At 62.6% G+C, this 26,876-nt stretch carries 27 protein-coding genes; 11 read left to right on the top strand and 16 right to left on the bottom strand.

Annotation, left to right across the window (positions count from 1 at the left end; translation table 11 throughout):
* Nucleotides 1-620: 620 nt before the first annotated feature.
* From C8E00_RS12600 to C8E00_RS12565, 8 genes are all read right to left on the bottom strand, one after another.
* Complete coding sequence (locus C8E00_RS12600; RefSeq protein ID WP_133697873.1) at nt 621-1,739, bottom strand: succinylglutamate desuccinylase/aspartoacylase family protein; 1,119 nt, start codon at nt 1,737-1,739, stop codon at nt 621-623.
* A 48-nt stretch (nt 1,740-1,787) separates the two neighbouring features.
* On the bottom strand, nt 1,788-2,585 hold the full coding sequence (locus C8E00_RS12595) for a transporter substrate-binding domain-containing protein (RefSeq protein ID WP_133697872.1): 798 nt from the start codon (nt 2,583-2,585) through the stop codon (nt 1,788-1,790).
* Between the two features lie 78 nt (nt 2,586-2,663).
* Nucleotides 2,664-3,395, bottom strand: coding sequence for an ABC transporter permease (locus C8E00_RS12590; RefSeq protein WP_133697871.1), 732 nt, complete (start codon nt 3,393-3,395; stop codon nt 2,664-2,666).
* Complete coding sequence (locus C8E00_RS12585) at nt 3,383-4,099, bottom strand: ABC transporter permease (RefSeq protein WP_133697870.1); 717 nt, start codon at nt 4,097-4,099, stop codon at nt 3,383-3,385. The genes C8E00_RS12590 and C8E00_RS12585 overlap by 13 nt, the downstream gene beginning before the upstream one ends.
* A 21-nt stretch (nt 4,100-4,120) precedes the next feature.
* The gene (locus C8E00_RS12580; RefSeq protein ID WP_133697869.1) at nt 4,121-4,891 is read right to left on the bottom strand and encodes an ABC transporter ATP-binding protein; all 771 of its coding nucleotides are present in this window, start codon (nt 4,889-4,891) and stop codon (nt 4,121-4,123) included.
* A gap of 294 nt (nt 4,892-5,185) precedes the next feature.
* Nucleotides 5,186-6,178, bottom strand: coding sequence for a succinylglutamate desuccinylase (locus C8E00_RS12575; RefSeq protein WP_133697868.1), 993 nt, complete (start codon nt 6,176-6,178; stop codon nt 5,186-5,188).
* Between the two features lie 2 nt (nt 6,179-6,180).
* Complete coding sequence (locus C8E00_RS12570) at nt 6,181-7,002, bottom strand: DUF1338 domain-containing protein (protein WP_133697867.1); 822 nt, start codon at nt 7,000-7,002, stop codon at nt 6,181-6,183.
* 220 nt (nt 7,003-7,222) lie between these two features.
* Nucleotides 7,223-8,254, bottom strand: a complete 1,032-nt coding sequence (locus C8E00_RS12565) for an SMP-30/gluconolactonase/LRE family protein (RefSeq protein ID WP_133697866.1) — start codon at nt 8,252-8,254, stop codon at nt 7,223-7,225.
* 236 nt (nt 8,255-8,490) lie between these two features.
* Here C8E00_RS12565 and C8E00_RS12560 point away from each other — a divergent pair, with 236 nt between their 5' ends.
* Nucleotides 8,491-10,125, top strand: a complete 1,635-nt coding sequence (locus tag C8E00_RS12560) for a methyl-accepting chemotaxis protein (protein WP_133697865.1) — start codon at nt 8,491-8,493, stop codon at nt 10,123-10,125.
* Between the two features lie 108 nt (nt 10,126-10,233).
* Here the strand turns inward: C8E00_RS12560 and C8E00_RS12555 are convergent, their stop codons facing one another.
* The gene (locus C8E00_RS12555; RefSeq protein ID WP_133697864.1) at nt 10,234-10,671 is read right to left on the bottom strand and encodes a hemerythrin domain-containing protein; all 438 of its coding nucleotides are present in this window, start codon (nt 10,669-10,671) and stop codon (nt 10,234-10,236) included.
* A gap of 101 nt (nt 10,672-10,772) precedes the next feature.
* On the bottom strand, nt 10,773-11,858 hold the full coding sequence (locus C8E00_RS12550; RefSeq protein ID WP_133697863.1) for a tartrate dehydrogenase: 1,086 nt from the start codon (nt 11,856-11,858) through the stop codon (nt 10,773-10,775).
* Between the two features lie 116 nt (nt 11,859-11,974).
* Here C8E00_RS12550 and C8E00_RS12545 point away from each other — a divergent pair, with 116 nt between their 5' ends.
* Together C8E00_RS12545 and C8E00_RS12540 are read left to right on the top strand one after the other, a co-directional pair.
* Nucleotides 11,975-12,901, top strand: a complete 927-nt coding sequence (locus C8E00_RS12545; protein ID WP_133697862.1) for a LysR family transcriptional regulator — start codon at nt 11,975-11,977, stop codon at nt 12,899-12,901.
* A gap of 104 nt (nt 12,902-13,005) precedes the next feature.
* Nucleotides 13,006-14,313, top strand: a complete 1,308-nt coding sequence (locus tag C8E00_RS12540) for a glycosyltransferase (RefSeq protein ID WP_243833188.1) — start codon at nt 13,006-13,008, stop codon at nt 14,311-14,313.
* An 18-nt stretch (nt 14,314-14,331) separates the two neighbouring features.
* Here C8E00_RS12540 and C8E00_RS12535 read toward each other — a convergent pair whose 3' ends face one another.
* From C8E00_RS12535 to C8E00_RS12525, 3 genes are all read right to left on the bottom strand, one after another.
* Complete coding sequence (locus C8E00_RS12535; RefSeq protein ID WP_133697861.1) at nt 14,332-15,012, bottom strand: TVP38/TMEM64 family protein; 681 nt, start codon at nt 15,010-15,012, stop codon at nt 14,332-14,334.
* Between the two features lie 99 nt (nt 15,013-15,111).
* Entirely contained in the window at nt 15,112-16,053 is a 942-nt protein-coding gene (locus C8E00_RS12530; RefSeq protein WP_133697860.1) for an ABC transporter substrate-binding protein, read from the bottom strand.
* Nucleotides 16,053-17,279 carry a TauD/TfdA family dioxygenase gene (locus C8E00_RS12525; RefSeq protein WP_133697859.1) on the bottom strand — a complete coding sequence of 409 codons (1,227 nt, stop codon included), beginning with the start codon at nt 17,277-17,279 and terminating at the stop codon, nt 16,053-16,055. The genes C8E00_RS12530 and C8E00_RS12525 overlap by 1 nt, the downstream gene beginning before the upstream one ends.
* 155 nt (nt 17,280-17,434) lie before the next feature.
* Between C8E00_RS12525 and C8E00_RS12520 the strand changes: the two genes are divergently transcribed.
* From C8E00_RS12520 to C8E00_RS12485, 8 genes are all read left to right on the top strand, one after another.
* Complete coding sequence (locus C8E00_RS12520; protein WP_133697858.1) at nt 17,435-18,304, top strand: LysR family transcriptional regulator; 870 nt, start codon at nt 17,435-17,437, stop codon at nt 18,302-18,304.
* Between the two features lie 43 nt (nt 18,305-18,347).
* On the top strand, nt 18,348-18,770 hold the full coding sequence (locus C8E00_RS12515; protein ID WP_133697857.1) for a hypothetical protein: 423 nt from the start codon (nt 18,348-18,350) through the stop codon (nt 18,768-18,770).
* Nucleotides 18,754-20,130, top strand: a complete 1,377-nt coding sequence (locus tag C8E00_RS12510; protein WP_133697856.1) for an NfeD family protein — start codon at nt 18,754-18,756, stop codon at nt 20,128-20,130. Before C8E00_RS12515 ends, C8E00_RS12510 begins: the two co-directional genes overlap by 17 nt.
* Nucleotides 20,131-20,182: 52 nt before the next feature.
* Complete coding sequence (locus tag C8E00_RS12505; RefSeq protein ID WP_133697855.1) at nt 20,183-21,037, top strand: slipin family protein; 855 nt, start codon at nt 20,183-20,185, stop codon at nt 21,035-21,037.
* A gap of 60 nt (nt 21,038-21,097) precedes the next feature.
* On the top strand, nt 21,098-21,823 hold the full coding sequence (locus tag C8E00_RS12500; protein WP_133697854.1) for an HAD family hydrolase: 726 nt from the start codon (nt 21,098-21,100) through the stop codon (nt 21,821-21,823).
* A 293-nt stretch (nt 21,824-22,116) separates the two neighbouring features.
* Nucleotides 22,117-23,607, top strand: coding sequence for a SulP family inorganic anion transporter (locus tag C8E00_RS12495; RefSeq protein WP_133697853.1), 1,491 nt, complete (start codon nt 22,117-22,119; stop codon nt 23,605-23,607).
* A 98-nt stretch (nt 23,608-23,705) separates the two neighbouring features.
* On the top strand, nt 23,706-24,563 hold the full coding sequence (locus tag C8E00_RS12490) for a universal stress protein (protein WP_133697852.1): 858 nt from the start codon (nt 23,706-23,708) through the stop codon (nt 24,561-24,563).
* A 25-nt stretch (nt 24,564-24,588) separates the two neighbouring features.
* Nucleotides 24,589-24,951, top strand: a complete 363-nt coding sequence (locus C8E00_RS12485) for a RidA family protein (protein ID WP_133697851.1) — start codon at nt 24,589-24,591, stop codon at nt 24,949-24,951.
* 22 nt (nt 24,952-24,973) lie between these two features.
* On the opposite strand, the gene C8E00_RS12480 is transcribed toward C8E00_RS12485, so the two are convergent.
* The 3 genes from C8E00_RS12480 to C8E00_RS12470 all read right to left on the bottom strand — a co-directional run bounded on the left by C8E00_RS12480 (nt 24,974) and on the right by C8E00_RS12470 (nt 26,876).
* Nucleotides 24,974-25,597, bottom strand: a complete 624-nt coding sequence (locus tag C8E00_RS12480) for a hypothetical protein (protein WP_133697850.1) — start codon at nt 25,595-25,597, stop codon at nt 24,974-24,976.
* 83 nt (nt 25,598-25,680) lie between these two features.
* Nucleotides 25,681-26,406: a 3-oxoacyl-ACP reductase FabG gene (gene fabG / locus C8E00_RS12475; protein ID WP_133697849.1), complete on the bottom strand. Its 726-nt coding sequence runs from the start codon at nt 26,404-26,406 to the stop codon at nt 25,681-25,683.
* Nucleotides 26,403-26,876 (bottom strand): hotdog family protein, encoded by a 474-nt coding sequence (locus C8E00_RS12470; RefSeq protein ID WP_133697848.1) that lies wholly within the window; start codon nt 26,874-26,876, stop codon nt 26,403-26,405. Before C8E00_RS12470 ends, fabG begins: the two co-directional genes overlap by 4 nt.

Genomic DNA, 26,876 nt, shown 5'->3' with positions numbered 1-26,876 from the left:
CGAAGAACGGCCACACCAGTCTCTGGACTACGTGGCACCCCGAGCACACCCCGCATTAATTGCGTAGGGTGTGCAGAAACCAGGGGGTCATTACACTTGGGCATTCACATAACAGGTATTAGCTAGCGCGCTCGTTTTGCCACTTGAACGAGCGCGCGTTCAATAAATCTTATCTAGCTTGCCCTTACGCACCTAACCAATTGATTTTAAGCCATACTAAGAATGATTCGGCGCGTTATGCAGAATTCGCGTGCCTGCTGCTTTTGACGGTTTTCGTCACGCTTGGAGCGTCGGGTGCGGTCATCAGACACGCTACCGCTAGGCCACTGCATATTATGTTGATGCGGTAGTCCCATGCGTATCGGTTATTTTTTGAGCCGTCTAAGCGGCCTTAGGGTTTCATACTAGGCGGGATGAGGTCGGTCAGCAAAGCGGATAAGGGGGCACTTATCGATGCAGTTCGTGGCTTGGCGAGGGTGTGGGGTTATCGGGGGCGAGGGTGGTAAGTGTTAGCTTACTTGTAAAACAACGAGCAGCGTGGGCCGCCCGTTGTCGGTGGTGTTTGTTGCGGTGAAATAAGAACGCGAGGGGCTGCGATTATTGTCACCTTTAGTGCTACTTCACGGCGCGAGCAGGTAGCCGCTGCGGTGTGCGTGGTGGCCGGCGACGTCGGCGACGATCATGCCGGCGGTGGCCATTCTGCGCTGGGTGCGGGCGTAGAACATGCCGTCTTGCTCGGCGCGCACGGGGTGTACGGCGTCGCTGATGGGGTCGATGATCTCGGCGATCAGGTCGCCGCTTTTGACTTCTTCCCCCGGCGTGCGGTGGAAGACCACGACGCCGCCCGCGGGGGCGCGGAGGAAGTCCATGGCGGCGAGCTCGGTGGCGGGGTACGGCAGCGCCGGCAGGGGCGGCGCCTCGCCGTCGATCAGGGCGTGGTAGCGCATCCAGTCGAGAATCGCCTCGGCATCGCGTTCGGCGATGTCGCGGGCGACGTCCTGTTGGCCGCGCAGCTCGAGGGTGATCGATTGGCTGCCGTAGGGGATGGGGTAGCGGTCGCCGAAACGCTCACGCAGTTGCTCCCAGACCAGGGTGAAGCACTCGTCGAACGAGCCGCCGCCGGAGTCGGTGGCGAGCATGCTGGCCTTGGCGCCGAAATAACGCGCCAGGGGCTCGAAGTCGGGCCACGCCGCCGGGGTGGTGTAGAGGTGCTCGACGGCGTGGAAATCGCAGTGCAAATCGAGAATGAAGTCCGCGTTGCAGGCCAGGCGTTGCTGCGTCCGATGCAGAGACGCGTGGGCCGTGGTGGCCGGCTGTTCATCGAGGGCGGCGGTGAAGCGCCGACGAATCTCGGCCCGGTTGTGTTCGGCATCCTGCGTCAGCGCGCTTTCCAGCCCTTCGGCGATGCGCTCGGTGACGTCGCGATAGCCCCGGTTGAAGTTGCTGACGCTCTCGAAATCGTAGCGCCCCAGCGGAATGTCCATCAGTTGCTGGTCGAGCCCGATGGGGTTGGCGACCGGCACCACGATGACGTGCGCCTTGAGCTGTCCGGCCTCTTCCAGCGCTTTCAGGCGCTGCTTGAGGGTCCAGGCGACCAGCATGCCGGGGAGTTCGTCGGCATGCAGCGAGCCTTGAATATAGACGCGTTTGGCCGCGTCGTCGGGACCGAAGTGGAAACTCTCCAGGCTGCGCTGCGTGCCGGGAACCGGGCTCAACAAGGGATGCGTGTGATGCTGCATGAAGTGTCCTCGTAAAGGCCGGCGGTATGTTCTACCGCCGGCAATCGGTCATTGTTTACCGACGGGCAGGGAGATGTCGTAGTCGAAGTACTGCTTCATCAGCTTGTCGTAGGTGCCGTTGGCATAGACGTCGCGAATGGCCTGATTGAATTTCTCGGCCAGTGCCTTGTCGCGTTGGCGGAAGGCCATGGCAGCGCCCTTGCCGAAGATCGAAGTGGGCGTCTTGATGCTCTCGCCGACCTGCTTGAACTTGCTGTCCGGTTCCCGGAAGTGGAAGGTGTCCACGGCGACAGGGTAGTCCTCGAAGGAAAGATCGAGGCGTCCAGCGATCAGGTCGTTGGCGACGTCCTGCGACGATGAATAGCGGCGGATATCCAGCACGTCGCCGTACATCTGGGTGACGTAGCTATCGCGGATGGTGCCGCGCTGCACCCCGACGCTGAGCCCTTCGAGCGAGGCCTTGTCGCTGATGTCGATGTCGCGACCGCGGCGCGTGATCCAGACGCTGGGCGTGTTGTAGTAGGGAATCGAAAAGAGGACCTGATTGGCACGTGCTGGCGTGATGGCCATCGAGGACAGGATGGCGTCGTATTTGCGCGAGAGCAGCCCGGGGATGATGCCGCTCCAGGATTGTTCGACCCAGGTGCAATCGAGGTTGGCGCGTTCGCACAATTCGTTGCCGAGATCGATCTCGAAGCCCTTCAGCTCACCGCTCGGGGTGCGGTAGACGAAAGGTTCATAGGGCACGTCGATGGCCAGCCGTATTTCATCATCACCATCACGCGCCTGAGCGGTGGCGGTGGTCATGACCATGCCCAGAAGGGTCAGTGCCAGGAGTTTTTTCATGATAAGCCTCGTTGGAATAGTGGTAAGGAAATAAGGCCTGCCACGTGCCATGACGCGGGCCGAGGCAGGCAGAAAAGCTCATCCATTGATCGGTTTTAGATGCGCCAGAAGCTTCTTTTCCAGGTGGCGGAAGAGATACAAAATGGCGAAGGTCAGGCACAGGTAAATGGCCGCCACGAAGAGGAAGGCGTCGAAGGGCGCGTAGAAGCGGGCATAGACGAAGCGTGCGGCCCCGGTGAGGTCCATGATCGTGACCACGCTGGCGATGGCGCTGGCGTGGAGCATGAAGATCACCTCGTTGCCGTAGGCCGGCAGGGCACGTCGGAAGGCGCTGGGCATGATGATGCGGCGCATCATCAGCGCTCGCGACATGCCGTAGGCGCGTGCCGCTTCGATCTCGCCGCGTGGCGTGGCCTTGATGGCACCATGGAAGATCTCGGTGGTATAGGCGGCGGTATTGAGCGTGAAGGCGATCAGCGCGGGGTAGAAGGCGCCCTGCAGGATGACCCACAGGAAGGTGTCCTGAATGCCCTCGATGAACACCACGCCGTAATAAATCATGTAAAGCTGAATCAACAATGGCGTGCCACGAAACACGTAGGTATAGAAGAATACCGGCCACTTGATCCACTTGCGGCGTGAGCCACGCGCGATGGCGAGTGGCACGGCCAGCACCAGGCCGATGATCAGGGATAGAAAGACCAGGCGCACGGTGTTGCCCAGCCCATCGAGGTAGTAGCCGAGCGTATTGGCCGTGAAAATGTCGTTGTTCGAGAGAAGCTCGACGAACCAGGCGTTTAGTTGTTCCATTCGTCTGCCTCCCCGAAACCGACGTTATAGCGTTTTTGCAGTCGTGCCACGCCCCACTCCGAGACGCTGGCGATCAACAGATAAATGAGCGCCACCGGGACCATGAACAAGAACGGCTCGTGAGTGGCCTTGGTTGCCTCGGCGGCGATGCGCACCATATCGGAAAGCCCGATGACCGAGACCAGTGCGGTGGTCTTGAGCAGCACCATCCAGTTGTTACCCAGGCCGGGAAGGGCGTGACGCATCATCTGCGGGAATTGAATGCGTCGGAAAATGAGCCGGCTGGACATCCCGTAGGCGCGCCCGGCTTCGAGCTGGCCGCTGTCGACGGCAAGAAAGGCGCCGCGAAAGGTCTCGCCCATGTAGGCGCCGAAGATGAAGCCGATGGTCACGACGCCGGCGACGAATTCGTTGATGCTGATGAAAATATCCACATCGAACTGGTAGTACAGCCAATCGGTGATCATGTTGACGCCTATCTGACCGCCGAAGAACAGCAGCAGCATCAATACCAGATCGGGCACCCCGCGAATGAGGGTGGTGTAGAGCGTGGCGAGGCGGTGCAAGAGCACATGGCGCGAAAGCTTGGCGCTGGCGGTGAGCAGGCCCAGGATCAAGGCCAGCAACAATGACAGCACGGCCACTTCTACCGTGACCAAAGCACCCTCGAGAAGCCGTGGGCCGTAGCCCTTCAAGTCGATCATGCGGTGTTCTCCCCTCGGGCGTCAGTGCTTGGGTGCCAGGAACTGCTTGAGGCGATCCGACTGCGGATTGTCGAGGACTTCCTTCGGCGGGCCGATTTCCTCGATCATGCCCTGGTGCAGATAGATCACTTGCGAGGAGACATCGCGGGCGAAGCTCATCTCATGGGTGACCACGATCATGGTGCGACCCTCGTCGGCCAGGTCGCGCATGACCTTGAGCACGTCGCCGACGAGTTCGGGATCGAGCGCCGAGGTCGGTTCGTCGAACAGCATCACTTCCGGATCCATGGCCAGTGCACGGGCAATGGCGCCGCGTTGCTGCTGACCGCCGGACATCTGGGCCGGATAATAGTCGGCGTGATCGAGCAGTCCCACGCGGTCGAGCAGTTGGCGTGCGTGTTCGACCGCTTCGCGTTTCGGCTTGCCGAGCACATGAATGGGGGCCTCGATGACGTTTTCCAGCAACGTCATGTGAGCCCAGAGGTTGAAACTCTGGAACACCATCGAGAGCTTGGCACGGATGCGTTCGACCTGTTTCCAGTCGGCGGGTTCGCGGCCGTGGCGGGTGGTTTTGAAGGCGATGTTCTCGCCATGCACGATCAGCTCGCCTTCATTGGGTTGCTCGAGCAGATTCATGCAGCGTAGAAAGGTGCTCTTGCCGGAGCCAGAGGCCCCGATCAGCGTGATCACGTCGCCCTTGTGGGCGGTCAGGGAGAGTCCCTTGAGGACTTCGGTGTCACCGAACCGCTTGGTGATATCACGTACTTCGAGGGGAATGGGCGTATCAGCCATGAAAAGCTCCAAACGTGGCGGTAAGTCTCGGTCGGCATACCAGGCGACGATGAAGATGCCGGTAAGCGCGGTATGCCGACCTTGGGGCGGCTAGCGCGAAAAAGGGAGCGATTCTAGCAGGCCGCGGGCGACCGAGCAGACTCGATTTGGCGGCCGATGATACGACGTTTGTCGTAGAAGTGCGTCATCTTATGCATGTAAGTCGTCCTGTGTTGTTGTCATTGCGTGCTGTGCCAGGCGTTGCTTGAAAGCGCCTGTGCCCTCGTGGTGCACACGAGGAGAAACGGGAAAGCATCATGCCGGCGGTGGGCATGCACGTACCAGCAACGCCGCGCGCGCCCCGAGTTCGACCTGGGCATTGGGAAACACCACTGCCACCGGCGCATCCGCGACGACGGTGTCGCCGGCCTGACCATCGTGCGCGAGAAGGGTGCCCACGGCGAATTCGGTGAAGTTGGGCGTCTCCTCGGAGAAGCCTAGCGAGAAGTCCTGCGATTGACGCATCAGCTCGCTGACGACCCTGAAGAAACGCACGTCTTCTAGACTCCGCGACGGGGCCGGTCGGCCTTCGAGTACTGCCTCGAGTAGCATGAGCATTCCGGATAGCGCGTCGAGGTCGTTTTCCCCGAAGGGGCGCACCTTGCCGAGTTCCAGCGTGAATGCCTGGGCGGCGTGATAATGCTTGGAATAATGCGAGAAGGTCCAGCTATGGCGGTGCTGATGCAAGGCTGCCTGCATGCCGGCGGCGGCCAGCCAATGCCATTGCGCGGGATGCGTCTCGGCGGCGGCGAAGGGCTCGACGGCGAAACGCGGGTAGCGGCTGTCGCGAATCGCGGTGTGCATGTCGTAATGCACGCGGGGGAGGTCATGGCGCGCGAAGAAGGCATCGACGACAGCCATCAGCTCACGAGCGCGCTCGGGCTCGTCGCCTTCCAGATCCAGGCCTCGCTGGAACAGGCGATTGAGGTTGGTGGTGCAAAAGCGCACGCCTTGCCGAATCGCCTCGAGGTTGCCGAGGATCACCAGTACCGGCGCACCGAGTCTGAGTTGGCCGGCCTCGAGGCGCGCCAGCCACGCGCCGACGAGTTCGATGGGCGCGGTCTCGTTGCCGTGGATGCCCGCCGACACGACGCATGCCTGTGCCTCGGGAGCGAACTCATCGGGGAGCAGTTCGAGTACGCCGGGCGCATGCAGGCGATAGCGCCCGCCGGGCACCTTTCCACTGCGTTCTTCGTGCGGCTCGACGGGATCAGCGTCGAGACTCGAAGCGAGCCAGTCGTCGAGCATGTTCAACGTCCCGCGGAGCGCTCGCCGCGCACATCGGTGGATTCGAAGATCTTGTCCGCGCTGGCGGCGACGAAGCCCTGGTAGAGCTGGCCGTCGTCATCGTGATAGCGCTTGGCGAATTCGTAATAGCAGGTCGGAATCTCTTCCGTCTGACCACCGGCGAAGGTGAACGGCTGGCGGTCGGCCAGCGTCGAGCCTTGTTCGAGCAGGACCTCGGGCGAGCCCTTGATGCGGCCGCCCGCGTCATTGATGCCGATGCCCAGGTCCTCGACTTTCGCGAGCACCTTTTCCAGCGTGTCGTACTGCGTGAAGCGATTGACGCTGATGGTGAAGTGGTTGGCACGCAGGCCGATGATCGATAGCCAGGCGGCGTACTCGCTTTCCGCCATCAACTGCTGGTAGGTCTCGAAGCTCGGTGCTGCCCACAAGCGGCCGGCCCAGAGTACCTCGGGCGAGGCCACGTGCTGGGGGGCGATCTGTTCGATCAGTGCATCGATGCTGGCTTGTGCCTGGGTGGAGAGTTCGTCGCACTTGAGCTCGGAGAGAAATACCCGTGGCTGATCGTCGCTGGGCGGCAGATAGCCGAAGGCACGCAGCTTCTTGGCCGCGAACTCGTAGGGGGCGAAACGGGTGTAGCCCATCGCCAGTAGATGCGGTTCGAGTGCTTCCAGGCGGATGGGGCCCCGGTCGAAGGTACGAAACGCAACGTGGTCGTTGATGATCGTTTCGCCGTCGGCCAGAAAGGCGTCGTGAATGCGCTGCGCCTGGGGCGTCATGGCGACGTAGTCATCCCATAACTGGGCGAAGAACTCCTGGTTGGTCATGTCGTGCGCCTACTCTGTTGTTGTGAGGTTCGAGTCACTGCAAGGGCCGCTGCGTGCCAGCGTCGCATGACCGCAAGCATCGCTAATACGGCATTAGCAATGTCGATGTCTCTACAGTACGAGCCGGGTGCGCGACCACAAGAGGGGAGGTCGAAGTGATGAAAATGCCCGGTCTCACGATGAAAACCGGGCAGATGGCGACACGCGTCAATACTCGGGTTCAGGCGCCGCGGGCCCCGGTATAGAGCGTGTAAATCGATTGGCTGGCGGTCATGAACAGCCGGTTGCGATCCTCGCCCACGAAGCACAGGTTGGCGCAGACTTCAGGCAGCAGAATGCGCGCCAGGCGCTCGCCGCCGGGGGTGAAGACCGACACACCGTCCTTACCGGCACCGCCCGAGACGCTGCTCCAGATATTGCCGTCCTGGTCCAGCGTGATGCCGTCATAGCCCTCGTCCTTGCTCGAGATTACCGTCTCACGCTCGCCTTGCGCGGTGCCGTCCTCCGCCAGGCGCCAACGCGAGATGGTGGCCGGTTGGTCGGGATAGTGGGACGGCGCGGTGTCGCTGGCGTAGAGCGTGCGTTGGTCGGCGGAGAGCGCAATGCCGTTGGGTTTGTAGAGCGCATCGGAGAACAGGCGTGGCTCCTCGAGGTCGTCGTCGATGTAGTAGATGGCCGGGTCGAGTTCGAGTTCGCGTTTGTGGCCTTCATAATCCACGTGCGCGCCGTACCCGGGATCGGTGAACAGAATGCCGCCATTGTCGAGGGCCACCAGGTCGTTGGGCGCATTGAGGCGCTTGCCTTGGAACCGCTCGGCCAGGATCGTGACGCTGCCATCCCATTCATAGCGCACCACGCGCGGGGGAAAGTGCTCACACGCGACCAGACGTCCCCAGCGGTCGAAGGTATTGCCATTGGAATGGCCGACACCTTCGCGCAATACGCTGACGTCGCCCGTGACCGCATCCCAGCGCATCTGCCGGGCACGGGGAATGTCGCTGAACACGGCGTAACGGCCCACGGCGTTCCAGGCGGGGCCTTCTAGCCATAAGCCGCCGGTCCATTGCCGTTCGAGAGGCGTATTGAAGATGTAATAGGGCTGGAAACGATCATCGAGCACCTTCCAGGCATCATCCGGATAACGTTGCGGTGTGCCGGTACCCTTCGTGTGCGCCAATAGCGTCGGTGCGAAGGTGGCCGTGGCGGCAAAGGCACCGGAGGAGGCAAGAAATTGTCGACGTCCCATCTGCATGGCGTGAAGATCCTTCGTGTTTGTTGGATGTGCTGTGTGACAGGCTCCTTGCCCTTTGAATGTAGAACCAATTCATGCATATGTTGAACTTTTTCGACCAATGGGCGAGACGCAGTCGGCTAGTCGCGCGAAAAGAAAGTGGGCACTCACCTTGCACGGTATCTATCAAGAATCGCTGATCCTGGCCGATAACTCCTCCGTCATCGATTAATACGCAATCAGGGCAAGGGGGGATAATGGCTAATTCGAGCGTGGTCGCTCACGCGGATGAACCGGCGGCGCCGGTGGTATCGCACGGGTCTCATGCCGAGACGACACGTACGCAGTGGACGCTCAAGCGGAAGTTGTGGCTGACGCTGGCACTGATGTGGCTAGTCATGATTGCCATCGTGGTCAGCATGGCGTGGCAGAGTCGGAGCGTGATGTTCGATGAGCGCAAGGCCGCGCTTTCCAACACCATCGGCATGGTGCATACCCTGCTGGACGGCTATGCCGAGCGAGTGGCGGCGGGCGAACTGAGCGCCGAAGAGGCCAAGGCGCGGGCGGTGGATGCCCTCGACGCGATACGCTTCGGTAGTGACCGCGACAATTATGTCTTCGTTTTCGACGCCGATGCGAAACTCGTCTATCACCCACGTCGTGACGCCGGCACGGACATGTCGGATTACAAGGATCCCAATGGGGTGGCCGTGTATCGCGATCTGGCTGCGCTTGCCGGAAAGGGCGGCGGTTATCTGCCGTATTCCTCGCGTGATGCCAAAAGCGATGCGCTCTTTCCCAAGCTCAGCTACGTCGAACGCTTCGACCCCTGGGGCTGGAACATGGCGGCGGGTGTCTATACGAACGACATTCAGTCGGCCTTCATCGACAAGCTGTGGCAGTACGCACTGGTCTTGCTGGTGGCGGGGGGGCTCCTGACGGCGGCTTTCCTGCTGGTGATTCGCAATGTGTACCGCAGTCTGGGTGGCGAGCCGGACGAGGCCGCGCGTGTCGTGGGGCGTATCGCCGAGGGCGATCTGACGTCTCCCGTTACATTGCGCGAGGACGATACGCAAAGCTTGATGTATGCCATCGAGCGCATGCGTCTCGAGTTGAGCAAGACGATTGCGCGTATACGTGACGCGGGAGAGGCGATCGACCAGGGATCACGCGAGATCGCCACGGGCAACAACGATCTGTCCGCGCGGACCGAGGAACAGGCGGCGTCGTTGGCGCAAACCGCGTCTAGCATGGAGGAATTGACAGCTACCGTGCGGCAGAACGCGGAAAACGCCAATCAAGCCAATAAAGTGTCGGATGCCACCACGGCATCGGTGGCGCATGGACAAGAGGTGATCACCCAGGTCGTGAACACCATGGGCGAGATCCGCAGCAGCTCGCGCAAGGTGGCCGATATCATCTCGCTGATCGATGACATCGCCTTCCAGACCAATCTGCTGGCGCTCAACGCCTCGGTGGAAGCGGCGCGTGCCGGCGAGCAGGGCCGTGGCTTCGCGGTGGTCGCCAGCGAAGTACGTAATCTGGCCAGTCGCAGCGCGGACGCGGCGCGTGATATCAAGACCTTGATCGAAGGCTCGGTAGGACATGTCAACGCGGGTGCGGAGCTCGTCGACCAAGCCGATAGTGCGATGGGCGAGATTCGCGAGGGTGCCCAGCGTGTCAGTGATTTGATGGCCGAGATCTCGGCCGCCTCGCAGGAGCAGTCCTCGGGCATCGAACAGGTCAATCAGGCCGTGACGCAGATGGATCAGGTGACGCAGCAAAACGCGGCGCTTGTACAGCAGGCCGCGGGGGCTGCCGGTTCGCTCGAGACCCAAGCCGCCGATCTCTACCAGGCGGTGGTGCGTTTCCGCGTGGCATCGGATCGCTGATACCGCCCTGGTAGCGCGCCTCGCCGTAGGCGATGGCGGAAGGCACCAGCGCCCGGCGAGATGTTCTCGCCGGGCGCTGGTGTTATGGCCTGGTGTTCGGCCTCCCTCTCAAGACGCCAGGCGCTGCATTTCCTCCTGGTAGGTGTCGGCCAGCGACTGCTTGGTCGCATCGTCGAAGACGCGCCCTGCCAGTTGGAAGACTTCCTGCTCTTCCTCGTCGAGATGATGAGTGACCATCTCCTGCAGTTGGCGCGCCGTTGCTAGCCAGGCCGGTGAGCTGTAATCGGTCGCTTGCAGGGTCTCGATCAACTCGTCGATCTCGTGATGCTCGGCCACGCTGTGACGGGCCTTCTCCTGTGTCATGTCGTGTTCCATCATGGGGACGTAGAGGGCGCGTTCTTCCGCCCCCGCATGATGCTCCAGCTCGCTGCGTATGCGTTTGAAGAGCTCGTCGCGACCATCGCTATCGCCGTGCGTTTTGACCAGCAGGTCAAGCAAGGTGCGCTGCTTGTCGTGGCTTTCTCGCAGTGCTTCGAATATCGTCATGATCCTCTCCCTGGAGCGGTTACGGTCTTGGCCGTGGCTTGTCGTGCCACGTGCCCATTACCTTAGGCGACGCGCCTGTCTTGTGCGACCTCAGCGATGCCTCATATCGCGTCGATGATGGCCTGCGCCAGGTCACGTGTCGTGCCCTGTCCCTTGAGATCGGGTGTCAACACGCTGGGGTCGGCCTTGGCAAGCACCGACTCGATGGCGTCGAGGATGGCTTTGCCGGCATCTTCGTGGCCCAGATGATCGAGCATCATCGCGCCGCACCAGATCTGGCCGATGGGGTTGGCGATGCCTTGGCCGGCGATATCCGGCGCGCTGCCGTGCACCGGCTCGAAGAGACTGGGGAACGTGCCTTCCGGGTTGATATTGGCCGAGGGCGCCACGCCGATGGTGCCGGTGCATGCCGGGCCCAGGTCGGAGAGGATATCGCCGAACAGGTTGCTGGCGACGACCACGTCGAACCAGTCGGGGTGGAGCACGAAATTGGCGGTGAGAATGTCGATGTGGAATTGATCCACGTCGATCTCCGGGTAGGACGCGTGCATGGCTTTCACGCGTTCGTCCCAGTAGGGCATGGTGATCGAAATGCCGTTGGACTTGGTGGCCGAGGTAAGCTTGCCGCGTGGCCGTTTGCGCGCCAATTCGAAGGCGTACTTGAGTACTCGGTCGATGCCGGTGCGCGTCATCACGGTTTCCTGCATGACGGTTTCGCGCTCGGTGCCTTCGAAGATCTTGCCGCCGATGCTCGAGTACTCGCCCTCGGTGTTCTCGCGGACCACGTAGAAGTCGATGTCGCCGGGCTGACGGTCGGCCAGTGGACTCTTGATACCCGGCATCAGTCTGCAGGGGCGCAGGTTGATGTATTGGTCGAATTCACGCCGGAACTGCAGCAGCGAGCCCCACAGCGATATGTGGTCGGGCACCTTGTCGGGTATGCCCACGGCGCCGAAAAAGATGGCGTCGAACCGTGACAGCGTGGTTTTCCAGTCGTCGGGCAGCATCTGGCCGTGGGTGAGGTAATAATCGCAACTGGCGAAGTCGAAGTCTTCGAAGGTGAGGTCGATGCCGAAGCGTTGGGCCGCGGCCTTCAGGGCGAGGACGCCTTCCGGGGTGACTTCGGTGCCAATGCCGTCACCAGGAATGACGGCGATCTTGTGAGTCTTGTGCGGTGTCTGGGCCATGGTGGGCTTACCTCTTGGGAATCGATGTGTGGGTGGAAATGTCAGTGTAGATGCTGAAGTTTTAGGGATAATTCGCGTAATATTGAACCTAATGTTGCGTTGAGGTGGAGAATCCGGTGTCCGCAGTCGATGATCTGGCCTTCTTTCAACGGGTCGCGCAGGCCGGCAGCCTCACGGGCGCCGCTCGAGACTTGGGGCTCTCTCTTTCGGCGGTGAGCAAGCGGTTGCAGCAGTTGGAGGCGCGTCTGGGCGTGTCGCTGGCGGCAAGGACCACCCGCCGCTTATCGCTGACAGCGGAAGGAGAGCGCTATCTGACGCGTGGCGCGATGATCCTCGATGATCTGGGTGATCTGGAAAACTCGCTGCGGGATCAGGGCGCGACGCTCTCGGGGCGGCTGAGAATCAACGCCACCTTCGGTTTCGGCCGCCGTCACGTGGCGCCGCTGATCTCGCGTTTTGCCGCGCTCCATCCGCAATTGGAGCTCCTCCTGGAATTGACCAGCTTCCCGCAGGGACTCGACGAGCAGGGGTTCGATATCAACATTCGTGTCGGCGAACCACCGGATTCGCGCTGGATCGCCAGACGGCTGCTCGCCAACCGCCGGATGCTGTGTGCAGCCCCTCACTATCTCGCCAATGCCCCGAAGCTCGAGCAGTTGGAAGATCTGGCCGACCATCACTGCCTGATCGTGCGCGAGAACGATACCGATTATTCGCTATGGCGGTTCGAGGCGACCGAGGGCGCGCGCATCCAGCGTGCCATACGCGTTCATGGTCGCCTGGCGAGTAACGATGCCGAGGCAATGACGCGCATGGCGCTCGATGGCCACGGCATATTGCTGCGTTCCTGGTGGGACGTTCACGAATATCTGGCAAGCGGCGAGCTGGTGCCTTTGCTACCGCAGTGGCAAGGCATTCGAGCGGACTTTTACCTGCTCTACGCGGGGCGGGCGAGGGACAGTGCCCGGATTCGCCAGTTCGTCGAGTTCATGACCACGGAAATGGCTGGCCGCGTGCCCGACTTGCCCGGTGCATCGCGTTAATGTCCCCATCTCTGGCCTTGGGTGCCATGCTATCTGCTATGATATGCCGCCTTGCGGCGGGCCAGGTCCACGTCGTACTTTCGAGGTCATAGGGAGTCGAGGGATTGAATATCCTGATGTTCACCAACACCTACTGTCCGACCGTGGGTGGCGTGAGTGAATCCGTTCAGCGTCTCAAGCGGTGCCTGCAGAATGCGGGGCATAGTGTGTTGGTCGTGGCGCCGAAACTGGATGGTCAGCCACGTTTCGAACGTGATGTGGTGCGCGTGGTGGCCATGCAGCGCTTCAACGGCAGTGATTTTTCTCTTCCCGTACCGGTGCCCGGCCAACTCTACGAGGCCATCGAGGCGTTCGAGCCCGACCTGGTGCACTCCCATCACCCTTTCCTGCTCGGTGATACCGCCGCACGCGTGGCGCAAACCTATGGCCTGCCGCTGGTCTTTACCCATCACACGCTTTATGAGCACTACACCCATTACGTGCCCGGCGACTCGCCGCGCATGCAGCGTTTCGCGATTGCCCTGTCGAGCGAATACACGCGCTTGTGCGATGCGGTCATCGCCCCCAGCGAAAGCATTGCGGGATTATTGGCCCAGCGCGGCGTTTTACCCGACAAGGTGCGCGTGATTGCCAGCGGTGTGGATACGCGCACCTTTGCCCGAGGCGATGGAAGGCGTTGGCGCCAGCGTTTCGGCATTCCCGAGGACGCCATGGTGATAGGGCATGTGGGGCGTCTGGCCATGGAGAAGAATCTCGACTTCCTGGCGGCAGCGCTGTCGCGTTTCATGGCCCGCCATCCCAAGGCACGCGCCTTGATCGTCGGCGAGGGAGACGCCCGCACGGCGATGCACGACCATGCTGCGCGCGAAGGCGTTGCAGACCGCTTCCATTACACCGGCAAACTGCACGATCAGGCGCTGATCGATGCCTACCATGCGATGGATACGTTTGCCTTCGCCTCGCACAGCGAAACCCAGGGCATGGTCATCGCCGAGGCCATGGCGGCCGGTCTGCCGGTGGTGGCGGTCGATGCCAGTGGCGTGCGCGAAGTGCTGGGCGACGGTCTCAACGGCATCATGTTGCCGAACGACGATGTCGAGACGTTCGCCAAAGCGCTGGAAACACTCCAAGATCAGGCGCTGCGCGCGACCTTGCGCAAGGGGGCACTCGAGAGTGCACTCAGCTTCGATGAGCGACGTTGCGCCGACCATTGCTTGACTATCTATCGTCAGGTGCTCGAGGCGGAAGTGAGCGCGGCAGAGCGCGATGACGGGACCTGGGAAAAAGTGCGCGGGCGTCTCGAAGCCGAGTGGCGTTTGCTGCGGCATCGTGGCCGGGTATTGCGCTCGGTGTTTCAAACCGTGCCGGAGAACGACGCCGTCCGGGTCACGGAGGAAGCGCCCAGCAAGTGAGCTCGCCTGGAGGGGGCGTTACCCACGCTTGCTACGCCGCTCGGCATAACGCTTGAGTCCCCACAAGATACCGACGGCGACCACGATGCCGCCGGCGGCGATCAGCAATCCCTCGCGGCTTTCCGCGGTGACCAGCGATCCCAACTGACTCCCCAGCAGAGTGACGCCCAATAACCCTGGGGCGATCCCCAGCGTGGAGCCGAGCATATACTCGCGAAAGCGCAGGTGGCAGGCGCCAGCCAGCATGTTGGTCAGGGTAAAGGGAGCCAGCGGCAGCAGATTGAACAGCACCATGGTGCGCACGCCACGTCCCGCGAGCAATCGCGCAAGGCCGTTGAGCTTCTGGCCGCCGTGGCGCAGTAGCGCGTCGCGTCCCAACGCCCGGCCTACCCAGTAAGTGGCGATCGACGCCGACAACGTCCCCAGCATGGCATAGGCGAAGCCCCAGGCAGGACCGAAGACCAACCCGGTGACGGCCACCAATAGGCTCAATGGGAAGATCACCAGCGACGTCAGGGCATAGATCCCCATCACCGCCAAGGGCGCCCAAGCGGTGTCGCGCCATGTATCGGCATTTTGTAGCGTTTGCAGTAGGGCTTGCGGCGTCAGGATGTCTTGCATGGCCAGCCATTGCCAGAGTAGGCCACAGCCGAGCATGACGGCCAGCAAGGCGAACAGGATAGCGAGGGAGCGGGACATGCGGGCCTCTCAACGTTGGATGCGTCAAGCATACGTGAGAGCCCGCATGGTGGAAACATGGCACCTCACCATGCCATGTCCGTGGTCGCGGTGGTTGCCTTATAGAGACAAGGCGTCTTTGACGACCGGCCAGGCGGCCTTGCCGTCCGTCGTGGTCACGCCCTCTAGCATCGCTTTGATGCGCTCGGGATTATCGTGAATCCAGGTGTTGGCCACTTCTTCGCGTCCTTTCTTGTCAAGACCGAAGGCCTTGATCATCCAGCTTTGCTGTTCCGCGGTGAACGTGAAGTTCTCGAAAAACGCGACCAGGTTGGGGTGGGCATCGGCATAGTCGGCGTTCATCAAGGTAAGCACCTGGCTGGCGCCGTTGCCCTTGCCGAACAGGTTCTTGCTGTCGTCCAGATAGCGCATCGGCATTTCAATGTTCATCCAGTGCGGTGTCCAGCCGACCCAGACGATAGGCTTCTCGCGTGAGATGGCATCACGCGCAGCGCTGAGCATGCCGACGGTGCTGGTGTCCACCAACTGCCAGTCACCGAGCCCCCAGGTGTCGTTGTCGATCGCCTTGTTGAGGATCTCGCTGGCGGCCGAGCCGGCCCCGAAGCCGTAGATCTCCCCTTCGAACATATCACGATGTGCATCGAGATCCGCGAACGAGGTCACGCCTTGCTCGTAGACGTAGTCAGGCACCGCGAGGGTCATTTGCGCACCATCGACGTTGTTGGCGATGCGTGTCACGACGCCGTTGTCTTCCATGGGCGTGAGCATCGGCTCTTGAGCCGGCAGCCAGCCACCTAGAAAGACATCCAGGTCACCGCTTTTCAGGCCTTGATAAATGACCTGCAAGCCGACGTTATCGGCCTGTGTCGTGTAGCCGAGCGGCTCCAGCAGTTGGCTGGCGATTTCGGTCTTGACGGTGATCCCGGGCCACGAGGGCACGCCGAAGTTGACGCTGTCGTCGGCGGCCTGGGCGGTCATGGGGAGGCCGATACCGGCGACGAGCGGTAGGCCGACGAGTAAAGAGCGCAGCGAATGAGACATCAGGAAACTCCCGTTTCATTGGTGGATGTTGTCGGAGTAGCGGGCGCGGCGTTGGAAGCGTGGCGCGCCAGCACGCGTAGATGCGATTCGAGGTGGTCGATATCCAGATAGGTGCCTTGCAGATGCCGGCGGCCGGTATTGGGATCGAAGGCGCCGCGACCGTGCAGGACGCGCCGGTTGTCGAAGGCCACCATCTGCCCGGAGCCCAGTGCGAAGTCGACGCGGAAGCGCGGCTCGCGCAGACGCTGCCAGAAGACCAGGTAGGCTTCATACCAGGCATCGGCTTCTTCCGGTGGCAGGCGCAGGGTGTCACGAATCCAGTTGTTGAAGCGGACTTCGCGAATGCGGCCCGTGGCATCGACGTCGATGACCGGCGCGCGCACGGCGATGTCGCTGTCTTCGTCCTGGAAACGGAAATCGATGGGCGTGTCGCGCAGACGCATGAAGAGTTCCGGTGCTTCATGGCGCAGCGCCTCGGCCACCGCGAAGCCATCGGCGAACAACGATTCGCCGCCTTCCGCTTCGTTCTCCAGGCAATACAGCAGTTGGATGTCCGGCGGATGGCGCCAGTTGGGGAGGTCGGTATGCAGCTCGAGGCCGATGGCCGTATAAGCGGCATTGTTGGGATTCGGCTTGGACTGGACGTCGAAGCGTGCCCCGAAGTTGGTGGCACGCATCGGCCCGAAGAGTTCGGTGATGCGCACGACCTCCTCGAGTTCGCGTGGGCCATCGTCGAGCAGGACCAGGCCGTCGCGCAGCAGGGCGGTCAGCCATTCGCGCCGGCCTTCGCTGCCGCCCATCATCTCGGCGTGCGACACGTGGACCGGGGTAAAGCCTTCGCGCCAGGGTTCGGCGCGGGGAACGCCGTCATCGATGTGCGATTCGGGGCGGCGCTGATACAGCCACCCGGCGTCGAAGCGCGATTCATGGCCGTCCGCCCAGCGCAGCACCAGTGCACCGTCTTCAACGGCGGCCTCGGGCTGGGCGTTCAGGAAGTTCTCGTCCTCGAGCGGCATGTAAAGACGCTCGCGCGTCGTCGCATGACGGCATTGCGCGCAGGCACAGTGATCACGCAGCCAGCGGTAGCTGAAGCGTGCACTGTCGGCGTTTTCCCAGGTGACCTCCAGTGCCTTGTCGTGGGCTTGGCTGGTATGCAAAGCGAGTCCCTGTGCGTAAGGGAACAGTTCGCTCATGTCGACGGTGGGGGAATGGCGCTGGGACTGCATGCTGGCCTCCTGATATGGCTCGTGCGAATCGGCCACTAGCTTGTCGCCTTGCGGCGACATTAGACAAACGATGAATCTCGTACCTGAGGCCAAGTTTTGCTAATGGGTGGCTTATTGACGATCATGGGAGCGTATTCACCATCGTCGAGTTCGCCATGTCCCTACCGCCGGTTTTATGGATGCAAGCCTTCGAGGTGGCTGCACGCACGTTGAGTTTCACCCAGGCCGGGCGCGAACTGGGCGTGACGCAGTCGGCCGTCAGCCAACGGATTCGCCTGCTCGAGGACCGTCTCGGCCAGGCACTGTTCGTGCGTCACCCACGGAGCCTATCGTTGACGCCGGCCGGGCAGGCCTGGCTGCCGAGCATTCAGGAGGCCTTTACGCGTATCGCCGAAGGTACTGCCGAAGTCTTCGGGCCGCATCCCGACGCACCGGTCACGCTGCGGGCCACGCCCGCCTTGCAAAATGGCTGGTTGGCGACCGAGTTGACCCGGTTCCATCAACGGCATCGCGATATCACGGTACGCTTGGTGAGCGCCGTGTGGCCCGGTGACTTCGGTGCCGAAGGCGTGGACATGGAGATTCGCTATGGCCAGGGGGATTGGCCCGATATGCAGTCGGTGCTGCTCAACGAGGAGGTCATGCTGCCGGTGTGCGCGCCGGCGCTCGCCCGTCAGTTACAGGCACCCGACGATCTGGCCGGGCACACGCTGCTGCACGCTGCGGGCTTCGCGCTGGGCTGGCCGAGCTGGTTGTCGCTGGCCGGTGTCGAGGGGCTGGAGGCGCGGTGTGCTTCGTTCATCTGCGATACTCAGGTCGCCACGCTGGCATTGGCCGCCCGCGGTGCCGGTGTCGCGCTGACCCACCGGCGCCTCTTCGATGGTCGTGACGATCTGGTGGCGCCGTTTGAGTTGTGCATGCCCACCGATGAAGCCTTCTGGCTGGTACGCCCGCAGGCGCGGGCACTGCGGCCGGCATGCGAGCTGCTGTGGGAATGGTTGTGTGGTGCACGTGAACTAGACTGATGTCATAGGCCCGTGAGTAGACTCGGGTTGCGAGGAGCTGAACATGATGAGGTATCGGTACGTGGGTCACGCAATGCCTGTCGCGATGGGCATTGCCTTGCTGTTGGCGGTGGCGGGAATCACGGCCGCTAGCGCGGATGGCATCAAGGTTTACGAGCCCGAAAGCGGGCGCTTGCTACCGCTCGAGTCGCACCGCGCCGGGCATGAGGACAGACACTACGACCGTGAGCGTCACGCCTGGCATGGATGGGGGGAACGTGGGTGGCGAGAAGGGCGCGATCGCGTCAATGTGTACCCGTCGATCATCGTGCAGCCCGATGCGTCTTCGTTGCCGAATGTCGAGACGCGTGCCGTCATGTCCGGCGGCAGCCGTGTATGTCACGGAGAGCACGGTGCCACGACCTGGTCGACACGCCCCATCCCCTGCGCCTCGGCCTCGGAGCGCCAAGATGCCACGCCTCAGTGATGGCGTCGCGATGCGTCGCTGTCTGATGTGGGCCTGCCTGGTACTCGCGGGCCTGGGATTGTCGTGGCTGGCGAGCGCGCAATCCGACTCGAGTGATGCGCCCCACGGCGTGGTCCTGACCATCGACGGCAGTATCGGCCCCGCCACCAGCGATTACTTTCAGCGAGGGCTCGAGCGTGCCGTCGAAAACGGCGCTTCGCTGGTGATTCTCGAACTCGATACACCGGGGGGGCTGGTCGCGTCGATGCGCGACATGATCGGCGCGATGCTTGCCTCGCCGGTGCCGGTGGTCAGTTATGTCTCGCCTGCCGGAGCGCGTGCCGCCAGCGCCGGCACTTACCTGCTCTACGCCAGCCATGTCGCCGCCATGGCGCCGGCCACGCATCTCGGCTCGGCGACGCCGGTGCAGCTCGGCGGCGGTGGCGGCGAGCCGACGCCGGATGAAGCGCAAGAGGGTGACGATCAAGAGACGTCGTCGGCCATGGAGCGCAAGGTGCTCGAAGATGCCGTGGCCACCATTCGCTCGCTCGCCGAACGCCATGGGCGCAACGCTCGGTGGGCCGAACGCGCGGTCCGCGAGGCGGCCAATCTCACGGCCAACGAGGCGTTGGAGGCCAATGTCATCGAGATCGTGGCGAACGACCTCGACGCTCTGCTGACCCAGCTCGACGGGCGGCGCGTGGTCATGGACGACGGGACGCGCACGCTCTCGACGGACAACATGACGCTCGAGCGTCAACCGCCCGATTGGCGTGCCCGGGTACTGGCGTTCATCACCGATCCCAACGTCGCCTATTTCCTGATGATCATCGGCTTCTACGGGCTGATCTTCGAATTGCTGAGCCCGGGTACGTTGTTCCCCGGTGTCGTCGGCGCGATCTGTCTGGTGCTCGCCATGTATGCCTTCCAGGTGCTGTCGGTGGGGTATGCCGGCTTGGTGCTGATTTTCCTGGGCATGGCGCTGGTGGTGGCCGAAGCGTTCGTGCCCAGCATTGGGGTACTGGGATTCGGCGGCCTGGCGGCCTTCGTGGCCGGTTCGGTGATGTTGATGGACGACACGCACCAGGCGCTGGCACTGCCATTGGTGGGGGGCGTGGCTCTGGTGGCCGCTGGGTTCTTGCTGTGGGTCGTGATGGGAGTCGTGAGGCTACGCGAACATCGTCCTCAGGGCGGCCAGGAGGAGATGATCGGGCAGGAGGCCACGGTGCTGGCGGATTTTCAGGGGCAAGGCAAGGTCATGGTTCACGGTGAGCGCTGGCAGGCGCGCTGTGCCGCTCCCGTGGCCCGTGGCCAGCGAGTGCGAATCGTATCCAACGAAGGCTTGACGCTGGTGGTCGAGCCGATGACGACAACCCCCTAGCCGTTGAACGGCACATGGGGCGCGCCAACGCTTAGCGAGAAGGAGTGACGCCATGTTCGCGAGTTATGCCTATCTAGTCCCGATTGTTCTCGTGGTGCTGTTGCTGTTTGCGGCGATACGCATCCTGCCGGAGTACAAACGCGGCGTGGTGTTCTTCCTGGGACGCTTTCAGGCGGTGAAGGGGCCGGGGCTGTTACTGCTGATTCCCGGCATCCAGAAGATGCAGGTCGTCGACCTGCGCACCGTGACCCTGGACGTGCCGGAACAGGACGTCATCTCGCAGGATAACGTCACCGTGCGCGTCAATGCGGTGCTCTACTTTCGCGTGGTCGATCCGGAGAAGGCCATCATCCAGGTCGAGAACTTCGGGGTCGCCACCAGCCAGCTGGCGCAGACCACCTTGCGTTCGGTGCTCGGCAAACACGATCTCGACGAGATGCTCTCCGAACGCGACCGTCTCAACAACGATATCCAGGAGATTCTCGATGCCCAGACCGAGTCGTGGGGCATCAAGGTCGCCAATGTCGAGATCAAGCATGTCGACCTCGACGAGAGCATGATTCGCGCCATCGCCCGGCAAGCCGAAGCGGAGCGCGAGCGGCGTGCCAAGGTGATCCACGCCGAGGGCGAACTGCAGGCCTCGCACAAGCTGGTCGAGGCGGCGGATGTCATGGCCAGCAATTCGGCGGCATTGCAGTTGCGTTACCTGCAGACGCTCAGCGACATGAGCAACAAGAACGCCTCGACCATCGTGTTTCCGTTGCCGATGGACATCATGGAGGCCTTCAAGGGGCATTTGAACACGTCGGGCACCGTATCGTCGGGAGACAATTCCCAGAACGGCACCTCCGGCACGGCCTCGGGTCGCGCCTCGACGGGTGATGAGGCGACGGGCAACGAAGTGTGACAGACGTTTGTCATGAAGAGCGGTTAGAATGACGCCTCGTTTTTCCAGGAGCCAGTCGCCATGACCGCTGATAGCCGCCATCTGGCGATATTCGATCTCGACGACACGTTGCTCGACGGCGATTGCACGGGCCTGTGGATTGCCTGGCTGGTGAGACGCCGCTGGGTGGAGGATGGCGAGGCCTTCATGGAGCAGGTGGCGCGTCACGACCAGCAGTATCACGCCGGCACGCTGGACATGCAGGCACACCTGCGCTTCGTGCTGGCACCGTTGATTGGCCGTCAGCGCGAGACGGTGCGCAACGAGGTGATGACGTTCATCGAGGCCTGGATCCGGCCACGTTTGATGCCGGGCGCGCTCGAACGTTTGGCCTGGCACCGTGCGCAGGGCCATGACACCGTGATTATCTCGGCGTCGATGCATCACCTGGTGGCCCCCATCGCCGACGTCGTCGGTGCCGACGAGGCGTTGGCCACGCACCCGGCCTTCGATGCCGAGGGGTGTTTCACCGGTGAGCCGTCCGGTATCGTCACCTATCAGGCGGGCAAGTTGAAGGCGCTCGAGGCCTGGCTCGCCGAGCGCAAGGCCGCCCATCGGCCCGATGTCCTGTGGGGCTACAGCGATTCGCACAATGATCTGCCGCTGCTCGAGCACGTCGATCATGCGCATGTCATACAGCCAGATGCGCGCCTGGCACGCGCCGCAGAACGACGTGGCTGGCCGCGATTCGATTGGCGTGCTGCGTCTTCCTCTACGACCAAAGGTGCAAAGACGGCGTCGAGTTGATAGAATCCCGCGTTTTCTCGGGCACATGCCGCCATGTGTCCCCAACCGACCGTTCAAGGCCGATTGATTTCATGAGCGCAACGCCGCCCTAGCGTTTCCCCTCTCTCTGGAGCATTTCCTCGCTCCTGCGCGGCCCCGCGACGCATCAAGCGTTGCGGGGCCGTATCCGGCCGTCTTTTCGGTTTTCGTCGCATTCTCGACATCGGCACATGACACGATGCCGTGGCCTGGATCAGTCGTCGCCAGGCGCGCCGAGCGAAATATCTGACCTTTCTCATCGATGGACACAACGCATGTACGCATCAATCAAACAACGCTGGTTCTCGAACGTCCGATCGGACGTCCTGGCCGGCGCCGTGGTGGCGCTGGCGCTGATCCCCGAGGCGATCGCTTTCTCGATCATCGCCGGGGTCGACCCCAAGGTGGGGCTCTTCGCGTCCTTTTCCATGGCCGTGGTGATCGCCTTCACCGGCGGCCGGCCGGGGATGGTTTCCGCCGCTACCGGCGCCATGGCGCTGCTCATGGTGACCCTGGTCAAGGAGCATGGACTCGAATACCTGCTCGCCGCGACCCTGCTGACCGGGGTGTTGCAGCTCGTGGCCGGCTATCTACGCCTGGGCGCCTTGATGCGCTTCGTTTCGCGCTCGGTGGTCACGGGCTTCGTCAACGCCTTGGCGATTCTGATCTTCATGGCGCAATTGCCCGAGTTGACCGGCGTGACCTGGCATGTCTACGCCATGACCGCGGCCGGGCTGGCGATCATCTATCTGTTTCCTTATGTCCCGGTCATTGGCCGCATGCTGCCGTCGCCGCTGGTGTGCATCATCGTGCTCACCGCGGTCTACATGCTGGGCGATTTCTCCATGGTGCGCACCGTAGGCGACATGGGCGAGCTGCCGGATACGCTGCCGGTGTTCCTGTGGCCGGACGTGCCACTCAACTTCGAGACCCTGGCCATCATCTTCCCGTATTCCGCCGCGCTGGCGGTAGTGGGGCTGCTCGAGTCGCTGATGACCGCGACCATCGTCGACGAGCTCACCGACACGCCCAGCGACAAGAACCGTGAGTGCAAGGGCCAGGGCGTGGCCAACATCGCGACCGGTTTCCTGGGCGGTATGGCCGGCTGTGCGATGATCGGGCAGTCGGTGATCAACATCAAATCCGGCGGACGCACGCGGCTTTCCACGCTGTGCGCCGGGGTCATCCTGTTGATCATGGTGGTGTTCCTCGGCGACCTCGTCGCGCAGATTCCCATGGCGGCGCTGGTGGCGGTGATGATCATGGTCGCCATCGGGACGTTCAGTTGGGAGTCGCTGCGCGACATGCGCAAGCATCCGATGTCGACCAACATCGTCATGCTCGCCACGGTGGCCGTGGTGGTGGCGACCCACAACCTGGCCATCGGTGTGCTGGTCGGCGTGTTGCTGGCATCGCTGTTCTTCGCCAACAAGGTCGGCCAGATCCTGTACGTGGGCAGCGAGACAGGCGATGACGACAAGACACGCGTCTATCGTGTCGTTGGCCAGGTATTCTTCACCTCGGCGGATCGCTTCACCGACGCCTTCGACTTCAAGGAAACCGTGGAGCGTGTGCGTATCGACCTGACGCGTGCCCACTTCTGGGACATCACCGCCGTGGGCGCGCTCGACAAGGTGGTCATCAAGTTCCGCCGTGAGGGGACCGAGGTAGAGGTCGTGGGGCTCAACGAGGCCAGTGCCACTCTGGTGGACCGTTTCGCGGTACATGACAAGCCCGACGCCGTGGAAAAACTCATGGGGCACTGAGTTGCGGGGGAGACGACAAGTCTCCCCGACCCTGAGTATCATGCAGTCAGCCCCATCGCGATGGGACCCCGACAAGAAGATGGAAAGGAGCTCGCCACATGAAAGCCCCCCACGTCATGGCGTGTATCGATGGCTCGAACTATGCGGAAACCGTGAGCGATGCGGCGATCTGGGCCAGCCAGCGCATGGAAGTGCCGCTGTCGTTCGTACATGTGCTGGACCGTAATCAGGCACCCAGCCAGTTCGATCCGCGCGGCAATATCGGGCTCGGCTCGCGCGAGCATCTTCTCGAAGAGTTGGCGACCTTGGACGAGCAGCGTGGCAAGGTTGCCCAAGAGCATGGCCGCTTGATGTTGAGCGCCGCACGCGAGCGCGCCGAGGCTGCCGGTATCACTGAAGTCGAGACGCGTCAGCGTAACGGCGAGCTGGTCGAGGCCTTGACCGAGATCGAAGAAGAAGCACGGTTGATCGTGCTGGGCAAGCGCGGAGAGTCGGCGGACGCCTCGCCGGAGCACATGGGAAGCAACCTCGAACGCGTGATTCGTGGGCTGCATCGCCCCATTCTGGTGGTACCGGAGTCTTTCACGACGCCGACACGCTATCTGATTGCCTTCGATGGCGGCCCCACCACGCGCAAGATGGTCGAACTGCTCTCGGAGCGGCCGTTGCTGCGCGACCTGGAATGCCACCTGGTACTGGTGGGGGCGGATACCGATGAGCATCGCGAGCAACTGGCCTGGGCGGAGAAACAGCTAACGCCCACCAGTAGCGCCGTGCAGTCGCACATCATCGCCGGCGAGGTCGAGAAGGTGCTGTGCGACTATCGGCAGCAACATGATATTGACCTGCTGGTCATGGGCGCCTACGGTCACTCGCGCATTCGCCAGTTCCTGGTCGGCAGTACCACCACGGCGATGATTCGCCGCGCCCAATCTCCTTTACTCCTGCTGCGCTAAGCGCTGCGCATGACGAGGCACTACGATGATCATTCAACGTCACGACACCAAGGCCCGCATGAGCCGGGCCGTGATGCACAACGGCATTGCCTATCTATGCGGTCAGGTCGCCGGGCCGGATGCCCGCCACGACGACATCACCGTGCAGACCGAGAGCATGCTGGCACGTGTCGATGCCTTGCTCGAGGAAGTCGGTTCGGACCGTGAGCATCTGCTCACGGCGACGGTCTATTTGGCCGATGGCGGCGATGTGGCGGCCATGAACGCGGTGTGGGATGCCTGGGTGCCCGCCGGTCATGCGCCGGCGCGTACCTGCGTGGTGGCGCCGATGCCTGCCGATGAGCTCAAGGTGGAAGTGACCGTGACGGCGGCGATCAAGGGGCAGTGAGACGCATGACGCAAGGCGTGGGTCACGTCGGCGGTGTTTCCTCCTCCTCTTGCTGAGTCACCGCCGGCGGCTGGTGACTCAGGAATTCGCCCACGCGTTGCGGCTCGCTTTCACCGACACGGCATAGTTGGTCGGCGACATCTGCATATTGCATCAACACCGGTACCAGCAGGCGCCGCCGTTCGACGCCGTCGTCGGTGGCACGTGCCTCACCGTCGAACCATTCGAAGAGCCGTGCCAGACGCGCATAGTTGGGATCGCCACGCCCGCTGTTGCCGCGTAACGCATCGATGGCCAGGCAGCGCAGCACATTGCGCTTGTTCGGGTCCAGTCCTTCCTTCTCAAGCAAGCGTTCGGCATGTTGCATGAAATGCTCGGCCAGCAAGGCCGTGGTCTGCGTACGTCCATGGTGCGCCAGGGCGTCGAGACTGTCGCGTAACGCACGCTGTTGTTGCACGAGCTGCTGCCAGAACGCCAGGCCGAGCAGCGCCAGGATCGCCAGCGCGCCCAGCGCTAACACGAAGGCGCCCAGGGGTATCAAGGCCGCCGGCGGCAGCGGCCAGGCGAGATCGGTGGCCGACAGCAGCGCGCCCCCCAGCAGGGCGGTCGCGAGAAGCACGGCGAGCGTCAGAACCAAGCGTTTCATTGTGTCGTATCCATTGCCTCAGGCGTATGCCTCATTATCGGCCCCGTCGCGCCAAGCTTGATGGTGGTAAGCGACATGCCTGCTCAACACATGCCGCCGTTAACCGGCAACACCTGACGCGTCATGTAAGCGGCGTCCTGTGAGCAGAGAAAACTCACCACGCCGGCGATGTCCTCGGCCTGGCCGGTGCGGCGCATAGGAATCAACTTGCGCACCTCTTCCTGGGATAGGTGGTGCGTCATGTCGGTGTCGATCCAGCCTGGCGCGACGCAGTTGACGGTGATATGGCGCTTGGCCAGTTCGATGGCCAGCGCCTTGGTAGCGCCGATGACCCCCGCCTTGGCGGCGCTGTAATTGACCTGGCCGCGATTGCCGATGAGCCCCGACATCGAGGCGATGGTAACGATGCGCCCCGGCTTGCGGCGCTGGATCATCGGCATGACCAGCGGGTGCAGCACGTTGTAGAAGCCATCGAGGTTGGTATGTACCACGCTATCCCAGTTGTCGCCGGTAAGCGCAGGGAACGGGTTGTCGGCGGTGATGCCGGCGTTGCAGACCACGCCGAAATAAGTGCCGTGGGCCTCGATGTCCGCTTCGAGGAGAGTGCGTGCCTGGTCGCGATCGGCGACGTCGAAGCATAAAAGGCGCGCCTCGCGGCCAAGCGCGCGAATCTCCTCGGCGACGCGTTCGGCGTCCTGTTCGCGTGAGCGGTAATGAAGGACGATATCGAAGCCGTCGTGCGCGAGGCGCAGGGCAGTGGCGCGACCGATGCCACGGCTGGCACCGGTCACCAGGATGGTGTCGGTCATCGAGCGTTGTGCCTTTGTGCAGGGAAAGAAGACGCGTCCGGCGTCGGCTGGAAGATGCTCAGGCGTCCTTCGGCGAGCGGCTGGCCCGCCGGCGTCGAGAGTATGCCGGCGAAAGCACGGACGCCGTTGTCGGCGACGAATTCCCGCGTGACCCGAACATGCACCGGTTCGCCGAGGGCAAAGTCATCCACATGGGCATGATAACGCCGGCTGGCGATCAAGAAGCCGGGTGGCGGCGGGGAACCATCGATATGTGCCCAGACCCCGGCCCAGGCGGCGACGCCTTGCGCCATCCATTCGAGGCCGACCCAGGCCGGAATCGCACCGTTCTCGACGAAAAGATCGCCGCCCCCGGGCGTGATCGCCAGCGTGGCCCCCTCGGCGTCGTAATCCAGCAGGGTGTCGAGCAGGCACATCGCACCGTCATGGGGAACGAAGGGCCCTATATCGCAAGGCGTGTGGAGCGCCAT

The organism is Chromohalobacter marismortui, assembly GCF_004364315.1.
GTDB classification, from domain to species: domain Bacteria; phylum Pseudomonadota; class Gammaproteobacteria; order Pseudomonadales; family Halomonadaceae; genus Chromohalobacter; species Chromohalobacter marismortui.
Note: the sequence above shows the minus strand (reverse complement) of the source record. Positions and strands in the feature narration are given on the sequence as shown.